This is a genomic window from Mesorhizobium sp. WSM4307 (genome assembly GCF_007003945.1).
In the GTDB taxonomy this organism is placed as follows: domain Bacteria; phylum Pseudomonadota; class Alphaproteobacteria; order Rhizobiales; family Rhizobiaceae; genus Mesorhizobium.
The window spans coordinates 84,504-100,403 of sequence record NZ_VFTB01000004.1 but is presented as its reverse complement, the minus strand read 5'-3'; the positions used below and the strand labels follow the sequence as shown (position 1 = coordinate 100,403).

The window sequence follows — 15,900 nt, the reverse complement described above, 5'->3', positions numbered from 1 at the left end:
CCATGATCGCCCATGGCGATGCCATGACAGGCGACGGGTACCGGCTCATGAATTGGCCAGCAGATGCATTGCGTCCGCGACGACATCGGCGACGGGACGCGTCGCGTCGATCGTCAGCGCCCGCTCATCGCTGCGCGGCGGCTCAAGGATGGCGAACTGGCTGTCGACCAGGCTTGCCGGCATGAAATGGCCCTTGCGGCTGGCGACCCGCTGCCTCGCCGTCGCCGGGTCGATCTCCAGATAGAGGAAGATGAGGTCGGGGCAAAAACCGCGCAGGCGCTCGCGGTAGCTGCGCTTCAGCGCCGAGCAGGCCGCGACCACGCCCTGCCCTTCGCCGATCGACGTCGCGATGCGCTCGCCGATGGCGTCGAGCCAGCCTTCGCGCAACTGGTCGGTGAGCGGCTCCCCGCTTGCCATGCGCGCCACATTCTCCGGCGGATGCAGCCTGTCGCCTTCAATGAAGACGGCATCCAGTCCGGCCGCCAGCGCGATGCCGACAGCCGACTTGCCGCAACCGGCGACACCCATCACCACGATGGCCGGGGGCGCCGCGCCGGGAACGCCCGCCGGCGCCTGTGCTGCTTCTTCGTCCACGGCTAGAGCATGATGCCGAAAAGTGTGAAGCGGTTTTCGGACGACATCATGCTCTATCTCCTTGATTTAGAGGCGGATTCAGATTTCGGGTCGATTCGGCCTGGAATCATCCGGCTCTAGCGGCTTGCCGGCGCGCGGCCGTAGAGCAGCAGCATGGCGACGATGACGACGCCATAGATGATCTGCCGCCCCGCCTCCGGCATCTGCATGACCGACAGGATGGATTGCAGCAGCGTGATCAGGATGACGCCGGCGACGGTGCCGAGATAGGAGCCGCGCCCGCCCAGGATCGAGGTGCCGCCAAGCACCACGGCGGCGATCGATGGCAGCAAATACGCATCGCCCATTGACTGCGCCGCCTTCGAGGCATAGCCGGCCAGCAGCACGCCGCCGAAGGCCGACAGCCCGCCGGAGACGGCGAAGGCGATCATCACCACGCGCCTTGTGTCAATGCCGGAGAGATACGCGGCGCGCTCGCGGTTGCCGATGCCGTAGACGGTGCGGCCAAAGCCGGTGCGGGTCAGCACGAAGACCATCGCGGCCCCGATCAGCGCCCAGATGATGACGGCGTTGGGAACGCCCGGAATGGCAAAGCCGGTGGCGAGGTAGCGCATCGCACCCGTGGCCGAATCCTGGGGCGAGAAGCCGCCGGTGTAGACCACCATCAGCCCTTGCGCGACGGCGTTGGTGGCGAGCGTGATGATCATCGAGGGAATGCGCAGATAGGCGACGCCGATGCCGTTGACGATGCCGATCAGCACGCCGCAGAAGATGCCGAACGGAATGGCCAGCGCCACGCCGAGCGGACCGTAGGCCGCCGCCGCGCAGGCCATCATCGCGCCCGCCGCAACCGACCATGGCACCGACAGGTCGATCTGGCCGAGCAGGATGACCAGCATCATGCCGGTGGCGATGACGCCGAGGAACGAGGCCACCTTCAATTGCTGCAGCAGATATTCAGGCGACAGGAAGCTTCTGGAATAGAGGCTGCCGAGGAACAGCAACAGCACGATGCAGGCGAACGCAGTCAGCACCGCCGGATCGGCGCGGCGGATGAATTTCGGCATGCGGCCGGCAATGCCGCCAAGCGTCGTTTCGCTCACAGGAACCACTCCAGCCGGTTGCGGACCCGAAACAGGGCGAAGGCGCCGAGGCTGACCGCGATCAGCAGGATAACGCCCTGGAACAGCGGCTGCCAGAGCGGATCGAAATCGAACACGAACAACAGATCGCCAATGGTGCGGAAGGCCAGCGCGCCGAAGATGGCGCCGATGGCGCTGCCCTTGCCGCCGAACAGCGAGACGCCGCCCAACACCACGGCGGCGATCGAAAACAGCGTGTAGGCGTTGCCGCTGGCATAGGCAGCATCGCCTGTATAGGTGAAGAAGGTCAGGAACAGCCCGCCGATCGCCGCCAGCAGCCCGGCCAGCGTGTAGGCGGCGAATTTGCCGCGCCTGATCGGCACGCCCGACATATAGGCCGCCGTCTCCGACGATCCTGCAGCGTAGGCAGCGCGGCCAAGCACCGAGCGGCTGAACGGCACCCAGATCAACAACACGATGGCGAACAGCACGACGAGGCTCGCCGGCACCACATCGAAGACGCGTCCGGTCATCGCATCGGCCAGATCCTCATTGACCGAGCCGCCCGGGAAGGGCCGCAGCAAAAGGCCGATGCCGTAATAGACGGCCCCGGTGGCGATGGTGGCGACGATCGGCTGCAGCCGGCCGTAGATGACGATGGCGCCGTTGACGGCGCCGCACAGAAGACCGACCGCCAGCACGGCGATGACGCCGAGCGTCGTCTGCATGGGCGTGCCCACCACTAGCCAGGAGGCCAGGCAGTTGGTCAGGAGAAAGATCATGCCGACGGATAGGTCGATGCCGGCGGTGATCACCACCAGCGTCTGCGCCATGGCGACGAAAGCGAGCAGCACGCCCTTGTTCGCCGCCGTCTGGACCACATTGGCGGTGAAGCCGGCCGGATGGTTCGAGGTGTAGATGATGAACATGACGATGAAGATGCCGAGCGCCAGCAGCGTTCCGCGCTGCTCCGCCAGCCAGTAGCGCCAATCCTTCACGCGCTTGCTCCCAGGCCCACCGGGCTCTCCTCGCCATGGATGTTGAGCGCGCTTGCAATCAGCGCCCGCTCGGTGATCTCGGCGCCGACCAGTTCGCGCTTGACCGCGCCGTCATAGAGCACCAGCACGCGGTCGCAGCAGCCGATCAGCTCGTCATAGTCGGTCGAATAGAACAGGATCGCGGCCCCGGCGTCCGCCAGCTTGCGCATCAGCTGATAGAGCTCCTGCTTGGTGCCGACATCGATGCCGCGCGTCGGATCGTTGAGCAGGATGATGCGCGGCTGGCGCATCAGCCATTTGGCGATGACCACCTTCTGCTGGTTGCCGCCCGACAGCGCGCCGACCGGGATATCGAGACCCGCCGTCTTGATCGCGAGCAGGCCGACCATGTCGTCGATCAGCCGCTGCTCGGCGGCGCGGTCGATGATGCCGCCTTTGGACAGCCGGTCGAGCGCGGCGAAGGACAGGTTCTCGCGCACTGTCATCGGCAGCATCAGTCCTTCGGTCTTGCGGTCTTCAGGAATGAGCGCCATCCCGATACGGTCCTCGCGGGCCGCCGCGGGACTGCTGATCGCCACCGGCTTGCCGTCGATCAGCACCTCGCCGGAAAGGCCGCGCAGCACACCGAAGAAGGCTAGCAGCAATTCGCGCTGGCCCTGGCCGTCGAGACCGCCGAGGCCGACCACCTCGCCTGCCCTGACGGTCAGCGAGATGTTGTGCAGCCGGTCGGTCCAGGAGAGCTTGCGGGCTTCAAGCCTGGGTGCGGCTGTAGCCGGCACGGCCGCCGGCTTGGGCGGGAAGATGTGACTGTATTCGCGGCCGATCATCAATTCGACCACCTCATTGTCGCTCTTGGAGCCGGCCTTGTAGCTGGCGACATTGCGGCCATTGCGGAACACCGTGCACTGATCGGCAAGTTCGGCGATCTCGTTCATGCGGTGCGAGATGTAGAGCAGTGCCAGCCCTTCCGCGCGCAGCCGCTTCAGGACGCCAAAAATCTTCGAGACATCCGCCGCCGTCAGCGCCGAGGTCGCCTCGTCGAGGATGAGAATGCGCGGCTTCCTGGCCAGCGCCTTGGCGATCTCGACCATCTGCCGGCGCGACAGCGGCAGATCCTTGACCAGCGCCAGCGGATGGATGTCGGCCGCGCCCGCTCGCGCCAGCGCCTCCTCGGCGATGCGTCGCTGTGCCCCGCGGTCGATCATGCCGAAGCGTTTGGGCGGATCGGAAATGACGATGTTGTCGGCGACGCTGAGATCTGGAACCAGCGACAGCTCCTGGAAGATGCAGACGATGCCTGCCTGGTTGGCGGCGGCCGGTGACAGGAAGGTCACCTCCCGGCCATCCAGCGTCATGCGGCCCTCATCAGGCGCCACGACACCGGCCATGACCTTGATCAATGTCGACTTGCCGGCGCCGTTTTCGCCAAGGATGGCGTGGATGCTGCCGGATGTGACGACAAGCTCCGCCTTTTCCAGAGCTCGCACGCCACCATAGCGCTTGGATATGCCTTCCATCCGGAAGAGCGGAACCGCACTGTCCATCGGCCCTCCCCGGGGCGCTTTGATCATCAGCATATCAAGTGACCGGCGCCGCGGGAGATCCCACGGCGCCGGGATTGCAGCTACTGGTCCGCCTTGGTCTGGCCCATGATTTCCTGCGCGGTGAAATTAATGCCGCAGGTCGGGAAGGAATTGCCGACGAAGAAATTATCGGATTGGTCGGGGAAGAAATCCTGACCTGCCTTGAAGTTCGGATCCTCGACGATGGCAAGCGGCAGCTTGACCGACTGCGGGACGACATTGCCTTCAAGCGCTGCGATCGCCGTCTTGATGGCAACCGCCACCTGCGCCGGACCGGTACCGGCTGACGAGCATTTCAACCCGTCGGCCGCGTGGGCCGCGCAGAACTTGCGGAAGCCGTTCTCGGTCTCGCCGCCGAACGGCACGAAGGGATGCTTGGCATCGATCATCGCCTGCACGATACCGGTGTCGCCGCCCTGCCCGGTAACGCCGTCGAAGGGGCCGTTGGTGGCGATCGCATCGGCCGAAGCTTTTTGCGCGACGCCGTCATCCCACTTGCCGACGACCTCGGTGACGGCCCATTTCTTGCCGGAGGCATCGAGAACCTCGTGGATGCCGTTGTGGCGATCAGTGTCGACCGAGGTCCCGGCAACGCCGCGCACTTCGAGGATCTTGCCGCCATTCGGCACATGGGAGATCAACCATTTGCCCCATAATTCGCCAAGACCCTTCTGGTCGACATTGACGTTGATGGCGTCCTTGGTGTCGAGAATGTTATCGAAGGCAACCAGCACGACGCCGGCTTCCTTGGCGCGCTTGATCACAGGCCCGAATGCGGTCGGGTTCTGCGCGTTGACGACGATCGCGTCATAACCGGAATCGATGAAGTTGTTGATCGCCGAAATCTGCGCCGGCACGTCCTCACCGGTCGAGACGACCTTGAATTCCTTCAGCTTCGCGGCGACGTCCTTCTGTGCCGCATAGGCCTTTGCGGTCTGCACCATCTGGATGCGCCAGGTGTTGGCGATATAGCCGTTGGCCAGCGCGATGCGGTACGGCCCGGCCTTCTTGGGGAACTTGAAGAATTGCGTGTCGGCTGCCCAGGGCGCGAAACAGTCAGGCTCGGCAGCCGGACCCTTGACGATTTCGGGACCCGCGGCAATCGCCGACGAGCTCAACATTACGAATGCAGTGGCGGCAACGATGCCACCGACGAGTGACTTGATCATCGATAATCCTCCCGATTGCAGTTCTGATTTGTTGCTTCAGTTTTATGCAATTCCCGCGTTTCCGGCAGGCCCTCCCGCCTTGCCCAGTCACGCCTGTCAGGTGCCAACGACCTTCGCGCCAACCTCCCCTTTGCCGTCCCCATCGACCGAAGAAAAACTATCATATTATACATAATAAACAAGCGTGAGCTGTTGCTTATGTATAATAAACAAGCGGAACACTTCGGACGCGAGGCTCGTTCTGAAAAATGGTAGCGCTACCATAGCGTTGTGTAAAGCGCCATTTGAGCGCCTTCTAAAAAGCGGGTTCAGCGGGCTGTACTCTCGCGGCGCTTGAGCTCGAAGCCGAGATCGACGACCCGCTCCTGTGGTCGGTCACCGGCGATCGCCGCCAGCGCCATGGCGACGGCCCGCCTGCCGATTTCGTAGCGGTAGGTGCGGATGCTGGTGATCGAGGGAAACGCCACCTGCATCATGTCGAGATCGTTGAAACCGACAATGCCGATGGTCTTGGGCACATCGATCGCGGCGCGATGGCACTCGAACAGCACGCCGAGCGCGATGTCGTCATTGTTGCAGAACACGCCGTCGAGCGTCGGCATCTTGGCCAGGGCATCGCGGAACAATTCGCGGCCGAGCGGCACGCTGGACAGCACCGGCGTGGTGGTGATCAGGCGCGGATCGAACAGTCCGGCCTTCTCCATCGCCGCGCGGTAGCCGGCAAGGCGTCGCTGCGAGCGCGGGTCCATGCGCGCACCGATGAAGCCGATGCGGCGATACCCCACCTCGATCAGGTGCTCGGTCGCCGTCCTGCCGCCGTCGAGATGCGAGAAGCCGACCATCATGTCGATGGGATCGGGCCCGGTCTCCATCACCTGCACCACCGGGCAGCCGGCATTCTCCAGAAGTTTTCGCGAGGTTGGCGTCTGGTCGATGCCGGCGACGATCAATGCTGCCGGCCGCTGCGAGCCGAACAGCTGCAAGAGTCGCTCCTCCTCGAGCCCGGAATAGTGGGTATTGCCAAGCTGGATGCGGAACGGACTGTCCGACAGGCTGTCATAGATGCCGCGCACCACCTCGGCGAAGACGTTGTTGGTGAGCGACGGCACCAGCACGCCGAACACCTCGGCACGCGCCGAAGCCAGCGCCCGCGCATTGGGGTCCGGCACATAGCCGAGTTCGTCGATGGCGGCCTGGATCTGGCGGCGCAGATCCTGGCTGACGCGCTCCGGCTCGCGCAGCGCCCGCGACACTGTGATGGCGCCGACGCCGGCCTTGCGCGCGACATCCGATATGGTCGGGCGGCCGCCGCCCCGGCGCGCGCGCGGCTTGATCAAGGCCACCGCCCGCGCATATGGGCGCCGAAGCGCGCCCGCAATACGATCATCTGAGCTGTCGCCATCTCACCGGCCCGTTGCCGCAACCCTTGGCCTCTGGGGTCGCGCAGCCCTTGCCCATTGTCAAGCCGAGGCGCGCCTCAGGCTGCCATGACGGCCCTGTGCCTTGCCTTCCACATGAACAGCCCTATCGCCACTATGTTCAGCAAATTCCAGGCGATGCCATTGAGGAAGGCTACGGCGTAGGAGCCGGTCAGGTCGTAGATCCAGCCCGACATCCAGCCGCCGATCGCCATGCCGAAGATCGTCGCCATCATGACGATGCCGATACGCTGGCCGGCCTCCTTGGCCGGCAGATATTCGCGCACGATGATCGCATAGCAGGGCACGATGCCGCCTTGCGACAGGCCGAACACCAGCGACACGACATAGAGCGAGGCGAGCCCGTCGAACGGAATATAGAACAGCAGCGACAGGCATTGCAGCACCGAACCGATGACCAGGGTCTTGGCGCCGCCGATACGATCGGCAATGAAGCCCGAGGCAAGCCGGCTGACGACGCCCGCCGCCATCATGATCGACAGCATGTCGGCGCCATGCGCAATGCCGTATCCAAGATCCATGCAATAGGCGACGATGTGCACCTGCGGCATCGACATCGCCACGCAGCAGCCAAGGCCGGCGATAACCAGCAGCGCCTGCAGCGCCGCCGGCGACATTGGAATCGGTTGCACAGACCGGCTTCCCGGCGACCCGGCGGCGGCAGCCTCCGGAGCGCCGCGCCGCAGCATCAGCACCAGCGGCACCATGGTGACCAGGCAGAAGATGCCGATGGCCGCATAGGTGAAGCGCCAGCCTTCCACCTTGATCAGCGTCGGCATGATGGTCGGCCAGAGCGCACCGGCGAGGTAATTGCCGGCCGCCGCCGCCGTTACCGCGACGCCGCGCCGGCGGTTGAACCAGTGCGAGATGTCGGCGATCAGCGGCCCGAAGATCACTGACGTGCCGACACCGATCAGCACACCCTGGGCAAGGGTGAATTGCAGGATCGAGGTCGAAAGTGCGGCAAGCAGGAGGCCGGCCGAGAGTGCTACGGAGGAAATCAGCGCCGGGATCCAATAGCCCATGCGATCGATGGCGCGGCCGACCAGCACATTGCCGGCGGCGAAGCCCACCATGGTCGCTGTGTAGGGCATGGATGCCGCGGCTCGGTCGACGCCGAACTCGGCCTGCACCGCAGGCAGCACCACCACGACGGCCCACATGCCGACCGCACCGATCGTCGCCAGCACCATCGAGATGGCCAGGCGCATCCAGGCGTAGGAACTGTCGATGCCGGGGCTCGGCCGGCTCAAGTCGGTTCGGGTCAAAGGCGTATCCTGTCGACGGTTACGAAAACCGGCTGCCGTTTGCGCCACTATCGGCGCATTCTCGGGACGCAGCAGCGCCACGGCGGGCAAATCCGTGGCTCCAGAGCGGACAAGAAAGCGGGAACCGACGCCGATGTCTGGAGTTTTCCGATCATCAAGCCGCAAAGGAGTCCCAGCCATGACCGCTGCCAGGCAGAAATGGTCGGCCGAGGTGACCGAGCACAGCGACGCCATGGATCTCGAGGATCACGTCTTCGAGTCCGACGATGCCAGGAAGATCGCCGCCTCGCTCAAACGGTCGGCCGAACACAGCCATCGCCGCAAGGCCGAACCTTTCCAATCCGCCATGTCGATGCTGAATTTCTACATCAACCGCGCCGGCAAGAACCTGCCCGCCACGCGCAGGCGAGTGCTTGAGCGCGCCAAGGACGAACTGCGCGTGGCCTTCGGGCGCGAGAAGGAAGATTAGCTCCGGCCTCGGGTGTGTTGAGATTCAGGTCAGGCCGAGCCGAGAAAAACTGCCGCTCGCAGGCCGGCGTCACCTGAATATCAACAACCTAGCGCGACTTGATCACGTTGTCGGTGTTGGCGAGCAGCTTGCGCACCGCGGCGCGCGCCGCGTCCGGGCGTTGCAGCCGGATGTTCTTCTCGATCGCCTCATGCAGCTTCTGCACGTGATTGAGGTCGTCGACCGCCCGTGTGGTGAAGGTGAAGAGATGGTCGAATGCCGACTCGATGAGCACGCCGAGCGGCACCAGGAGGTCGTTGCCGGAAGCCCGCAGGATGGCCAGGTGAAAACGCGTATCGGCGCGCGTGCGCTCCTGCAGGGTGGCCGCCTCCCCCATCTCGCGGCAGGCCTGGCTGATCTCGGCCATCTGCTCGTCGGTCCGACGCATGGCGGCGAAGGCGGTGGCTTCCGGTTCGATGATGTGGCGGAACTCCTGCACCGTCTTGAGGAACACCTCGCGGTCGGGCGACGTCGCGTACCAGGCGAGCACGTCGCGGTCGAGCAGGTTCCAGCGTTCCCTGGGCTCGACCCAGCTGCCGATCTTGGGGCGCGAGGCCAAGAGGCTCTTGGCCATCAGCATCTTGATCGCCTCGCGCACCGCCGACCGGCTGACGCTGAAGGTTTCCGACCATTTCGCCTCATTGGGCAGGATGGTGCCGGGCGGGTAGTCGCCGCGCACGATCCGCAGGCCAATTTCGCTGGCCAGCGACGTGTGCACGCTGGCGCCGGGAATGCGCGCCGCATCGGATCGGCGAACGCCGGGCTGGCGCTCGGCGGATGCCGGCTTTTTCGGCGCTCTTTCCTTGTTCGGCTTTGCGTCCCGCATGGACTTCAGAAAGGCCGGTTTGCGGAACCTGTCAAGCGCGGCGCGGGCGCTGGGCCGCAAAGCCCGCTTCTATGCACAACCCAGCCGCGATTTTATCCCCGTTCGGCCTATTTGACATATTTGCGCCAGCTATGCTCCGGACGGAAGTCGAGCATGTCGCGCGCCTTGCGATTGGAAAGCAGCGTCTCGTATTCGCCGAGTTCGGCCTTGACCGGCACATCAGGATAAAACCGCCGCAAAAGTTCGGCCGTCGGCAGGTCGGACGAAGTGTCGTCATTGGCTGCGTTGAACACCTGGTAGCCGAGCTCGTCCTTCTCGATGGCGCGCAGCGTGATCTGGCCGAGATCGCGCGCGTCGACATAGCTCCAGGCGATGCGCTTGCGGAAACCCGGATCGGCGAACCATTTCGGGAACAGCGAATATTCATGCGGCTCGATGACATTGCCGATGCGCAAGGCATAGATGTCGGTGCCATTGCGCTGCGCGAAGGCTCGCGCCGTCTTCTCGTTGACGACCTTGGACAGCGCATAGCTGTCCATTGGGTCGACGTCATACTCCTCGTCGAGCGGGAAATATTTGGGGTCGCGCGGCTCGTTGGCGAACACCAGGCCATAGGTCGTCTCCGAGGAGGCGACGATCACCTTGCGGATGCCGAGCTTCACCGCGGCCTCGATGACATTGTAGGTGCCCATCGCATTGATGCGGAACACTTCATTGTCCGGCGTGATCATGATGCGCGGGATGGCGGCGAAATGCACCACCGCATCCACCGGTTGCGGGCGCAGCGACGGGTCGAATTCGTGCAATCCCATATAGCTCGACAGCGCGTTGAACACCTGCCCGCTATCGGTGATGTCGGTGATCAGCGTGCGCACCTTGGGATTGTCGAGCGGCTTGGTGTCGATGTTGAGCACCTGACAGCCCTGTTCGACAAGATATTGCACGACATGACGCCCAGCCTTGCCGCTGCCGCCGGTGAACATGATCCGCTTCGTCATTCTGGTCTCCATGACAGGCTCTGGAATTGCCGTCTATTGTCAGACAATATTGCTTTCTGCAACCGCATATGGCTAAAACAGCGGCGCAATTATCGATAATCCGGAATAGGACGACGACATGAACACCACCACCGCGCGCGAAAAGATCGGCTTCATCGGCCTTGGCCTGATGGGGCACGGCATTGCCAAGAACATCGTCGACAAGGGCTATCCCCTGACATTCCTTGGCCGCAAGAACCGCAAGCCGGCAGAGGACCTTCTTGGCCGCGGCGCCAAGGAAGCGTCGACCTTGCACGATGTGGCAGTGGCGTCCGATATCGTCTTCATCTGCGTCACCGGTTCGCGCGAAGTGGAGGCCATCATCCGAGGCCCCGGCGGCCTCAAGGAAGGCTTGAAAAAAGGCTCGGTCGTTGTCGATTGTTCGACCTCGGACCCAGTCTCTACCGTGGCGCTTGCGGCCGAACTCAAGGCGCTGGGCATCGACTTTGTCGACGCGCCGCTGAGTCGCACGCCGAAAGAAGCCTGGGAAGGCACGCTCGACGCCATGGTCGGCGCACCCGACGCCGTCTTTGCAAGAGTCAAGCCGGTGATCGAGACCTGGGCCGGCCGCATCGTGCATATCGGTGACACCGGCGATGGCCACCGCATGAAGCTGCTCAACAATTTCATCTCGCTGGGCTACGCCGCCATCTATTCCGAGGCGCTGGCCCTGGCCGAAAAGGTCGGCATCTCGCCACCGCGTTTCGACAGCGTCATCCGCAATGGCCGCATGGATTGCGGCTTCTACCAGACCTTCATGCGATGGACACTGGAAGGCGACCGCGACGCCCACAAATTCACCATCGCCAACGCCTTCAAGGACCTGACCTATCTGGAATCGATGGCGGGTGCCGCCGGCATCGCCAACCCGCTCGGCAACGCCACCAAGAACTCCTTCGCCGGCGCCCATGCCACCGGCCCGGCCGAACAGTTCGTGCCGATGCTGGCGACCCATATCGGCAAGGTCAACGGCGTCGATCTGATGCCGACCAAGGATGGCAAGAAGCAGACGATCTAAGGCTGTAACTCTTTGTTTGACGCAATTCCCCAGGGAAAGCGCTATGCGCTTTTCCCGGGAAAACCGTTTCACACTTTTCCTGGAATTGCTCTAACGGCCGGACGGCTACCGCCGCCGGCTGCCGATCCCCTCATCGGTGTCGGCGAGCAGCTTGTGCACGGCATTGCGCGCCGCCGCCGGCCGTTGCAGGCGGATGTTCTTCTCGATCGCCTCGTGCAGTTTCTGCGCCCGGGTCTGGTCGCTGATCTGGCGTGTCGTGAAGACGAAGAGATGGTCGAGCGCGGACTCGATCAGCACGCCGAGCGGCACCAGAAGGTCGTTGCCCGAGGCCCGCAGGATGGCGAGGTGGAACCGCGTGTCGGCACGGATGCGTTCCGGCAGGTTCGCAGCCTCGCCCATCTCGCGGCAGGCCAGGCTGATCTCGGCCATCTGCTCGTCGCTGCGCCGCATGGCGGCAAAGGCGGATGCTTCCGGTTCGATGATATGGCGGAACTCCTGCACGGTGCGCAGGAAGGTTTCGCGGTCGGGTGCGGTCGCGTACCAGGCGAGCACGTCGCGGTCGAGCAGGTTCCAGCGCTCCTTCGGTTCGACCCAACTGCCGATCTTGGGACGTGATGCCAAAAGACTCTTGGCCATCAGCATTTTGATCGCCTCGCGCACCGCCGAGCGGCTGACGTTGAACGTCTCGGCCCATTTGGCCTCGTTGGGCAGGATGCTGCCGGGCGGATAGTCGCCGCGCACGATCCGCAGACCAATCTCGCTGGCGAGCGAGGCATGAACACTGGACCCGGGAAAGTGCGCCGCATCCGCCCTGCGCACGACCGCCGAATCGCGGCTGGCTTGCGCCTTGGCCCGGCTGGCTTGCTTCTTTGCCTTGTCCTGGGGCATCCACGTTCCAATACGGTCGACCGCCTGTCGCCCGGAGATACTCCGAACCCTGTGGCGCGCCGATCCCGTCACCGAAAAATCCAAACCACGGACGCGTCGAGGCCGGAGCCTGTTGCCCCTTGCCACGGCGTCTCGCTCAGGAATTGACGGGGCGCCCGGCAGGCGGGGGCCCCGGGGCGCAAGCCCTATTTCTGGATGCAGGTGTCGACCGTGTCCTTGGTGCACTCATCGAGGCCGGTGAAGACCGGATCGTCGACCTTCTTGCCCGTGATCAGGTCGATCATCACCGACGGCGCCTTGTAGCCCATTTCAAAGGGCCGCTGGCCGACCAGCGCGGTGACCAGGCCGTCCTTGGCGATCGCCACTTCGTCGCCGATCGTGTCGGCGGCGCCGATGACGAAGTCGTTCTTGGCCAGCCGGTCCTTCAGCGGTCCAACCAGGTCACGATAAGGCTGCGGCGCGCCGAACAGCGGCCAACCGCCCATGATGCCGAAGGCGTCGAGCTTGGGGTTGGCGGCGAGGATGTCCGTCATCGCCTGAACGCCCTTGGCGCCGTCGTCGTTGGTGAACACCGGGCAGCCGGCGACTTCCGTCCATCCGCCTTCACCGGCAAGTGTCGCGAGACCTTCCTTGCCCGTCAGAGCGTCGCGCATGCCTTGTGCGCGGCGCAGGATGTTGTCGGCAGCCGGATTGCCTTCGATCGTGCAGATCGTGCCGCCATTCGGCTTGGCCTTCTTGATGTACTCGCCGATCTTCTTGCCCATCAGATAGTTGTCGGTGCCGAGATAGGTCTTGCGAAGGGCTGCATCTTCCTTGGCAAGGTCGGCGTCGACGGTCATGATCGGGATCGACGGATTGGCGCTCTTGATCGTCTGCGCGATCAGCGGCGCGTTGGACGGCGAAATCGCCATCGCCACCGTGTCGGGCTTGCTCAGCATATCCTGGACGATCTGTGCCTCGCCAGCCTCGTCGGAAGTCGACGCCGGACCGGTGTAGAAGCACGCATATTCCGAACTCGCGTTCTCCTTGTTCCATTTCTCGCAGCCCTGATGGATGGCTTCGAAGAATGGATTGTCGAGACCTTTCACCACGATGACGAGCTGCTTCTTGGCCAAAGCCGGCCCGGCGCCCAGCGCCATGGCGGCGACGGCGGCGAGCAATACTGTTTTCCTCATGTCAGTCCTCCCTTGGAAACAGACGGACACGGCGTGCCCGCCATACAAATCGACCTGATGCGAGATGGCAGAGCCAACGCTCGTGCCGCCGTGCAAGGCCGATAAGCATTTTCAGATGCGACCGGACCGCCAACATGCCGGAACGGCCGATAACCTCCCACCGGTCCCGCCGCAACAATGGTTTGGGACCGGATATCTTTCTCCGACCGTCAACTAATAACGGCGCGGCGCCAACGTCAATTGCTATTTGTCCTACAAAACGGATTTTTCAGAGGCCCATGTCGCTATTCGTCTGACAAATAGCCCATTTCGACAATTGACGCCCGTGCGGGCATTCGCGTAAATGCCGAAGATCGTTGCTTCCGGGAGGAATGGGGAGCACGATATCGGAGCTGCGACCTGGAAAAGGCATGCAGCAAGACATGGGAGGCAACAGGCTGGTGGCGGTTCTCGAACTCACCAACATCTCGAAGCATTTTGGCGCCATCCAGGCTGTCAACGACGTGTCGCTGTCGATCGAACCCGGCCAGGTCGTCGGCCTGATGGGCGACAATGGCGCCGGCAAGTCGACGCTGGTCAAGATGATCGCCGGCAATTTCCATCCGAGCCATGGCACCATGCGCATGGACGACAAGGAATTGATCCTGAACAAGCCGGCGGAAGCCCGCCAGCACGGCATCGAGATCGTCCACCAGGATCTTGCGCTCTGCAACAATCTGACAGCGGCCGCCAATGTCTATCTCGGCCGCGAGTTGCGGCGCGGCGTCGGTCCATTCCGCATCCTCGACTATGCCGCGATGTACAAGCGCGCCGGCCAACTCTTCGCCGAGCTGAAGTCCGAGACCCGCCCGCGCGATCTCGTCAAGCAGATGTCGGGCGGCCAGCGCCAGGCGGTTGCGATCGCCCGCACAATGCTGTCGCAGGCCAAGATCGTGCTGATGGACGAACCGACGGCGGCGATCTCGGTCAGGCAAGTCGCCGAAGTGCTCAACCTGATCCGCCATCTGCGCGACCAGGGCATAGCGGTGGTGCTGATCAGCCACCGCATGCCCGACGTGTTCGACGTCGCCGACCGCGTCATCGTCATGCGGCGCGGACGCAAGGTCGCCGACAAGGCAATCGCGTCGAGCTCGCCCGAGGAGGTCACCGGGCTCATCACTGGCGCCATCGAGCAGGTCTCGTGAGCGCGGCTAATCCGGATTTCACCAGGCTGGCGTGCATCGCCGCCGGCAGGAAAGGTCGATAATGGCAGTCACCCTTGATCAGACGATCGCGCAGAAGCAGCACACTTTCCTGTCGCGGCTGTTCTCCACCCAGACCTTCTGGGTGGTGATCGCCGTCATCCTCGCCTGCATCTTCCTGTCGTTCGCCACCGACGCTTTCGCAACCTCGAAGAACCTCTACAACATCACCCGCAACATCACCTTCGTCGCCATCGTCGCGCTCGGCATGACCTTCGTCATCATCACCGGCGGCATCGATCTGTCGGTCGGCTCGGTACTGTGCCTGTCGTCGATGGTGCTGGCCGTCACCATGCATGCCGGCTATTCGATCGAAATCGGCATCCTGGCCTCGATCGCCACCGCGCTCGCCATCGGTGCCTTCAACGGCATCCTGACCGCCTATCTCGGCTTTCCACCTTTCGTGGTGACGCTCGGCATGCTGTCGATTGCCCGCAGCCTGGCCATGGTCGCCTCCAACAACACCGTCGTCTTCCAGTTCGGGCCGGACCATGACAAGCTGCTGGCGCTCGGCGGCGGCGCCTGGGTGTTCGGCATCGCCAATCCGGTGCTCTACATGATCCTTTTGGCGCTGATCACCGGCTTCATCCTGCGCTGGACCAAGTTCGGCCGGCACATCTTCGCCATTGGCGGCAACGAGCACGCGGCAACGCTGACCGGCGTCCCAGTGAAGCAGATCAAGGTAGCCGTCTACATGATATCGGCGCTGTCGGCGGGAATTGCCGGGATCATCCAGACCGGATGGCTCGGCGCCGTCACCACCAATCTCGGCACCGGCATGGAGCTGCAGGTCATCGCCGCCACCGTCATCGGCGGCGCCAACCTGGCCGGCGGCGTCGGCACCGCCTTCGGCGCCATTGTCGGCGCGGCCCTCATCGAGGTCATCCGCAACAGCCTTGGCCTGCTTGGCATCAATGCCTTCTGGCAAGGCACCTTCATCGGCGGCGCCATCCTGCTGGCGGTGCTGTTCGACCGCATCCGCAATTTCAGGCGCAACGACTGACATTTAAGTGCCTGTCCTTCTCCCTCATGGGAGAAGGACATTGCCAAGCGCTGTTCGTTCCGGTTCCTATC

General features: G+C 63.7%; 15 protein-coding genes. 4 read left to right on the top strand and 11 right to left on the bottom strand.

Features of this window, described 5'->3' with window-relative positions:
* Window positions 1–45 precede the first annotated feature (45 nt).
* The 7 genes from FJV83_RS10560 to FJV83_RS10530 all read right to left on the bottom strand — a co-directional run bounded on the left by FJV83_RS10560 (window position 46) and on the right by FJV83_RS10530 (window position 8,133).
* Complete coding sequence (locus FJV83_RS10560) at window positions 46–594, bottom strand: gluconokinase (RefSeq protein WP_095773861.1); 549 nt, start codon at window positions 592–594, stop codon at window positions 46–48.
* A 116-nt stretch (window positions 595–710) separates the two neighbouring features.
* A complete protein-coding gene (locus tag FJV83_RS10555) occupies window positions 711–1,697 on the bottom strand; it encodes an ABC transporter permease (RefSeq protein WP_095790759.1) in 987 nt (328 codons plus the stop codon).
* Entirely contained in the window at window positions 1,694–2,674 is a 981-nt protein-coding gene (locus tag FJV83_RS10550) for an ABC transporter permease (protein WP_095773859.1), read from the bottom strand. The genes FJV83_RS10555 and FJV83_RS10550 overlap by 4 nt, the downstream gene beginning before the upstream one ends.
* Complete coding sequence (locus FJV83_RS10545) at window positions 2,671–4,218, bottom strand: sugar ABC transporter ATP-binding protein (protein ID WP_095787681.1); 1,548 nt, start codon at window positions 4,216–4,218, stop codon at window positions 2,671–2,673. The genes FJV83_RS10550 and FJV83_RS10545 overlap by 4 nt, the downstream gene beginning before the upstream one ends.
* A gap of 80 nt (window positions 4,219–4,298) precedes the next feature.
* Complete coding sequence (locus FJV83_RS10540) at window positions 4,299–5,426, bottom strand: sugar ABC transporter substrate-binding protein (RefSeq protein WP_095773858.1); 1,128 nt, start codon at window positions 5,424–5,426, stop codon at window positions 4,299–4,301.
* A gap of 308 nt (window positions 5,427–5,734) precedes the next feature.
* Complete coding sequence (locus FJV83_RS10535) at window positions 5,735–6,763, bottom strand: LacI family DNA-binding transcriptional regulator (protein ID WP_142887145.1); 1,029 nt, start codon at window positions 6,761–6,763, stop codon at window positions 5,735–5,737.
* A 140-nt stretch (window positions 6,764–6,903) separates the two neighbouring features.
* Window positions 6,904–8,133, bottom strand: coding sequence for an MFS transporter (locus FJV83_RS10530; protein WP_142887146.1), 1,230 nt, complete (start codon window positions 8,131–8,133; stop codon window positions 6,904–6,906).
* 178 nt (window positions 8,134–8,311) lie between these two features.
* On the opposite strand from FJV83_RS10530, the gene FJV83_RS10525 reads away from it, so the two are divergent.
* On the top strand, window positions 8,312–8,602 hold the full coding sequence (locus FJV83_RS10525; protein ID WP_179296478.1) for a DUF3175 domain-containing protein: 291 nt from the start codon (window positions 8,312–8,314) through the stop codon (window positions 8,600–8,602).
* An 88-nt stretch (window positions 8,603–8,690) separates the two neighbouring features.
* Here FJV83_RS10525 and FJV83_RS10520 read toward each other — a convergent pair whose 3' ends face one another.
* Both FJV83_RS10520 and FJV83_RS10515 read right to left on the bottom strand, forming a co-directional pair.
* On the bottom strand, window positions 8,691–9,467 hold the full coding sequence (locus FJV83_RS10520; protein WP_095774025.1) for a FadR/GntR family transcriptional regulator: 777 nt from the start codon (window positions 9,465–9,467) through the stop codon (window positions 8,691–8,693).
* 107 nt (window positions 9,468–9,574) lie between these two features.
* Entirely contained in the window at window positions 9,575–10,465 is an 891-nt protein-coding gene (locus tag FJV83_RS10515) for an NAD(P)-dependent oxidoreductase (RefSeq protein WP_142887147.1), read from the bottom strand.
* Between the two features lie 118 nt (window positions 10,466–10,583).
* On the opposite strand from FJV83_RS10515, the gene FJV83_RS10510 reads away from it, so the two are divergent.
* Window positions 10,584–11,522 (top strand): NAD(P)-dependent oxidoreductase, encoded by a 939-nt coding sequence (locus FJV83_RS10510; protein WP_095773855.1) that lies wholly within the window; start codon window positions 10,584–10,586, stop codon window positions 11,520–11,522.
* Window positions 11,523–11,627: 105 nt separating this feature from the next.
* Here FJV83_RS10510 and FJV83_RS10505 read toward each other — a convergent pair whose 3' ends face one another.
* Entirely contained in the window at window positions 11,628–12,410 is a 783-nt protein-coding gene (locus tag FJV83_RS10505; RefSeq protein WP_142887148.1) for a FadR/GntR family transcriptional regulator, read from the bottom strand.
* 185 nt (window positions 12,411–12,595) lie between these two features.
* Window positions 12,596–13,585 carry a sugar-binding protein gene (locus FJV83_RS10500; RefSeq protein WP_095773853.1) on the bottom strand — a complete coding sequence of 330 codons (990 nt, stop codon included), beginning with the start codon at window positions 13,583–13,585 and terminating at the stop codon, window positions 12,596–12,598.
* A 440-nt stretch (window positions 13,586–14,025) separates the two neighbouring features.
* Here FJV83_RS10500 and FJV83_RS10495 point away from each other — a divergent pair, with 440 nt between their 5' ends.
* Entirely contained in the window at window positions 14,026–14,769 is a 744-nt protein-coding gene (locus tag FJV83_RS10495; RefSeq protein ID WP_027047043.1) for an ATP-binding cassette domain-containing protein, read from the top strand.
* 61 nt (window positions 14,770–14,830) lie between these two features.
* On the top strand, window positions 14,831–15,829 hold the full coding sequence (locus tag FJV83_RS10490; protein WP_095773852.1) for an ABC transporter permease: 999 nt from the start codon (window positions 14,831–14,833) through the stop codon (window positions 15,827–15,829).
* Window positions 15,830–15,900: the final 71 nt, after the last annotated feature.

Bases quoted from the DNA above. Each gene is read 5' to 3' on its own strand.
- FJV83_RS10545 (WP_095787681.1), bottom strand. From the start codon at position 4,218: ATGGACAGTGCGGTTCCGCTCTTCCGGATGGAAGGCATATCCAAGCGC.
- FJV83_RS10540 (WP_095773858.1), bottom strand. From the start codon at position 5,426: ATGATCAAGTCACTCGTCGGTGGCATCGTTGCCGCCACTGCATTCGTA.
- FJV83_RS10525 (WP_179296478.1), top strand. From the start codon at position 8,312: ATGACCGCTGCCAGGCAGAAATGGTCGGCCGAGGTGACCGAGCACAGC.
- FJV83_RS10520 (WP_095774025.1), bottom strand. From the start codon at position 9,467: ATGCGGGACGCAAAGCCGAACAAGGAAAGAGCGCCGAAAAAGCCGGCA.
- FJV83_RS10515 (WP_142887147.1), bottom strand. From the start codon at position 10,465: ATGACGAAGCGGATCATGTTCACCGGCGGCAGCGGCAAGGCTGGGCGT.
- FJV83_RS10510 (WP_095773855.1), top strand. From the start codon at position 10,584: ATGAACACCACCACCGCGCGCGAAAAGATCGGCTTCATCGGCCTTGGC.
- FJV83_RS10505 (WP_142887148.1), bottom strand. From the start codon at position 12,410: ATGCCCCAGGACAAGGCAAAGAAGCAAGCCAGCCGGGCCAAGGCGCAA.
- FJV83_RS10500 (WP_095773853.1), bottom strand. From the start codon at position 13,585: ATGAGGAAAACAGTATTGCTCGCCGCCGTCGCCGCCATGGCGCTGGGC.
- FJV83_RS10490 (WP_095773852.1), top strand. From the start codon at position 14,831: ATGGCAGTCACCCTTGATCAGACGATCGCGCAGAAGCAGCACACTTTC.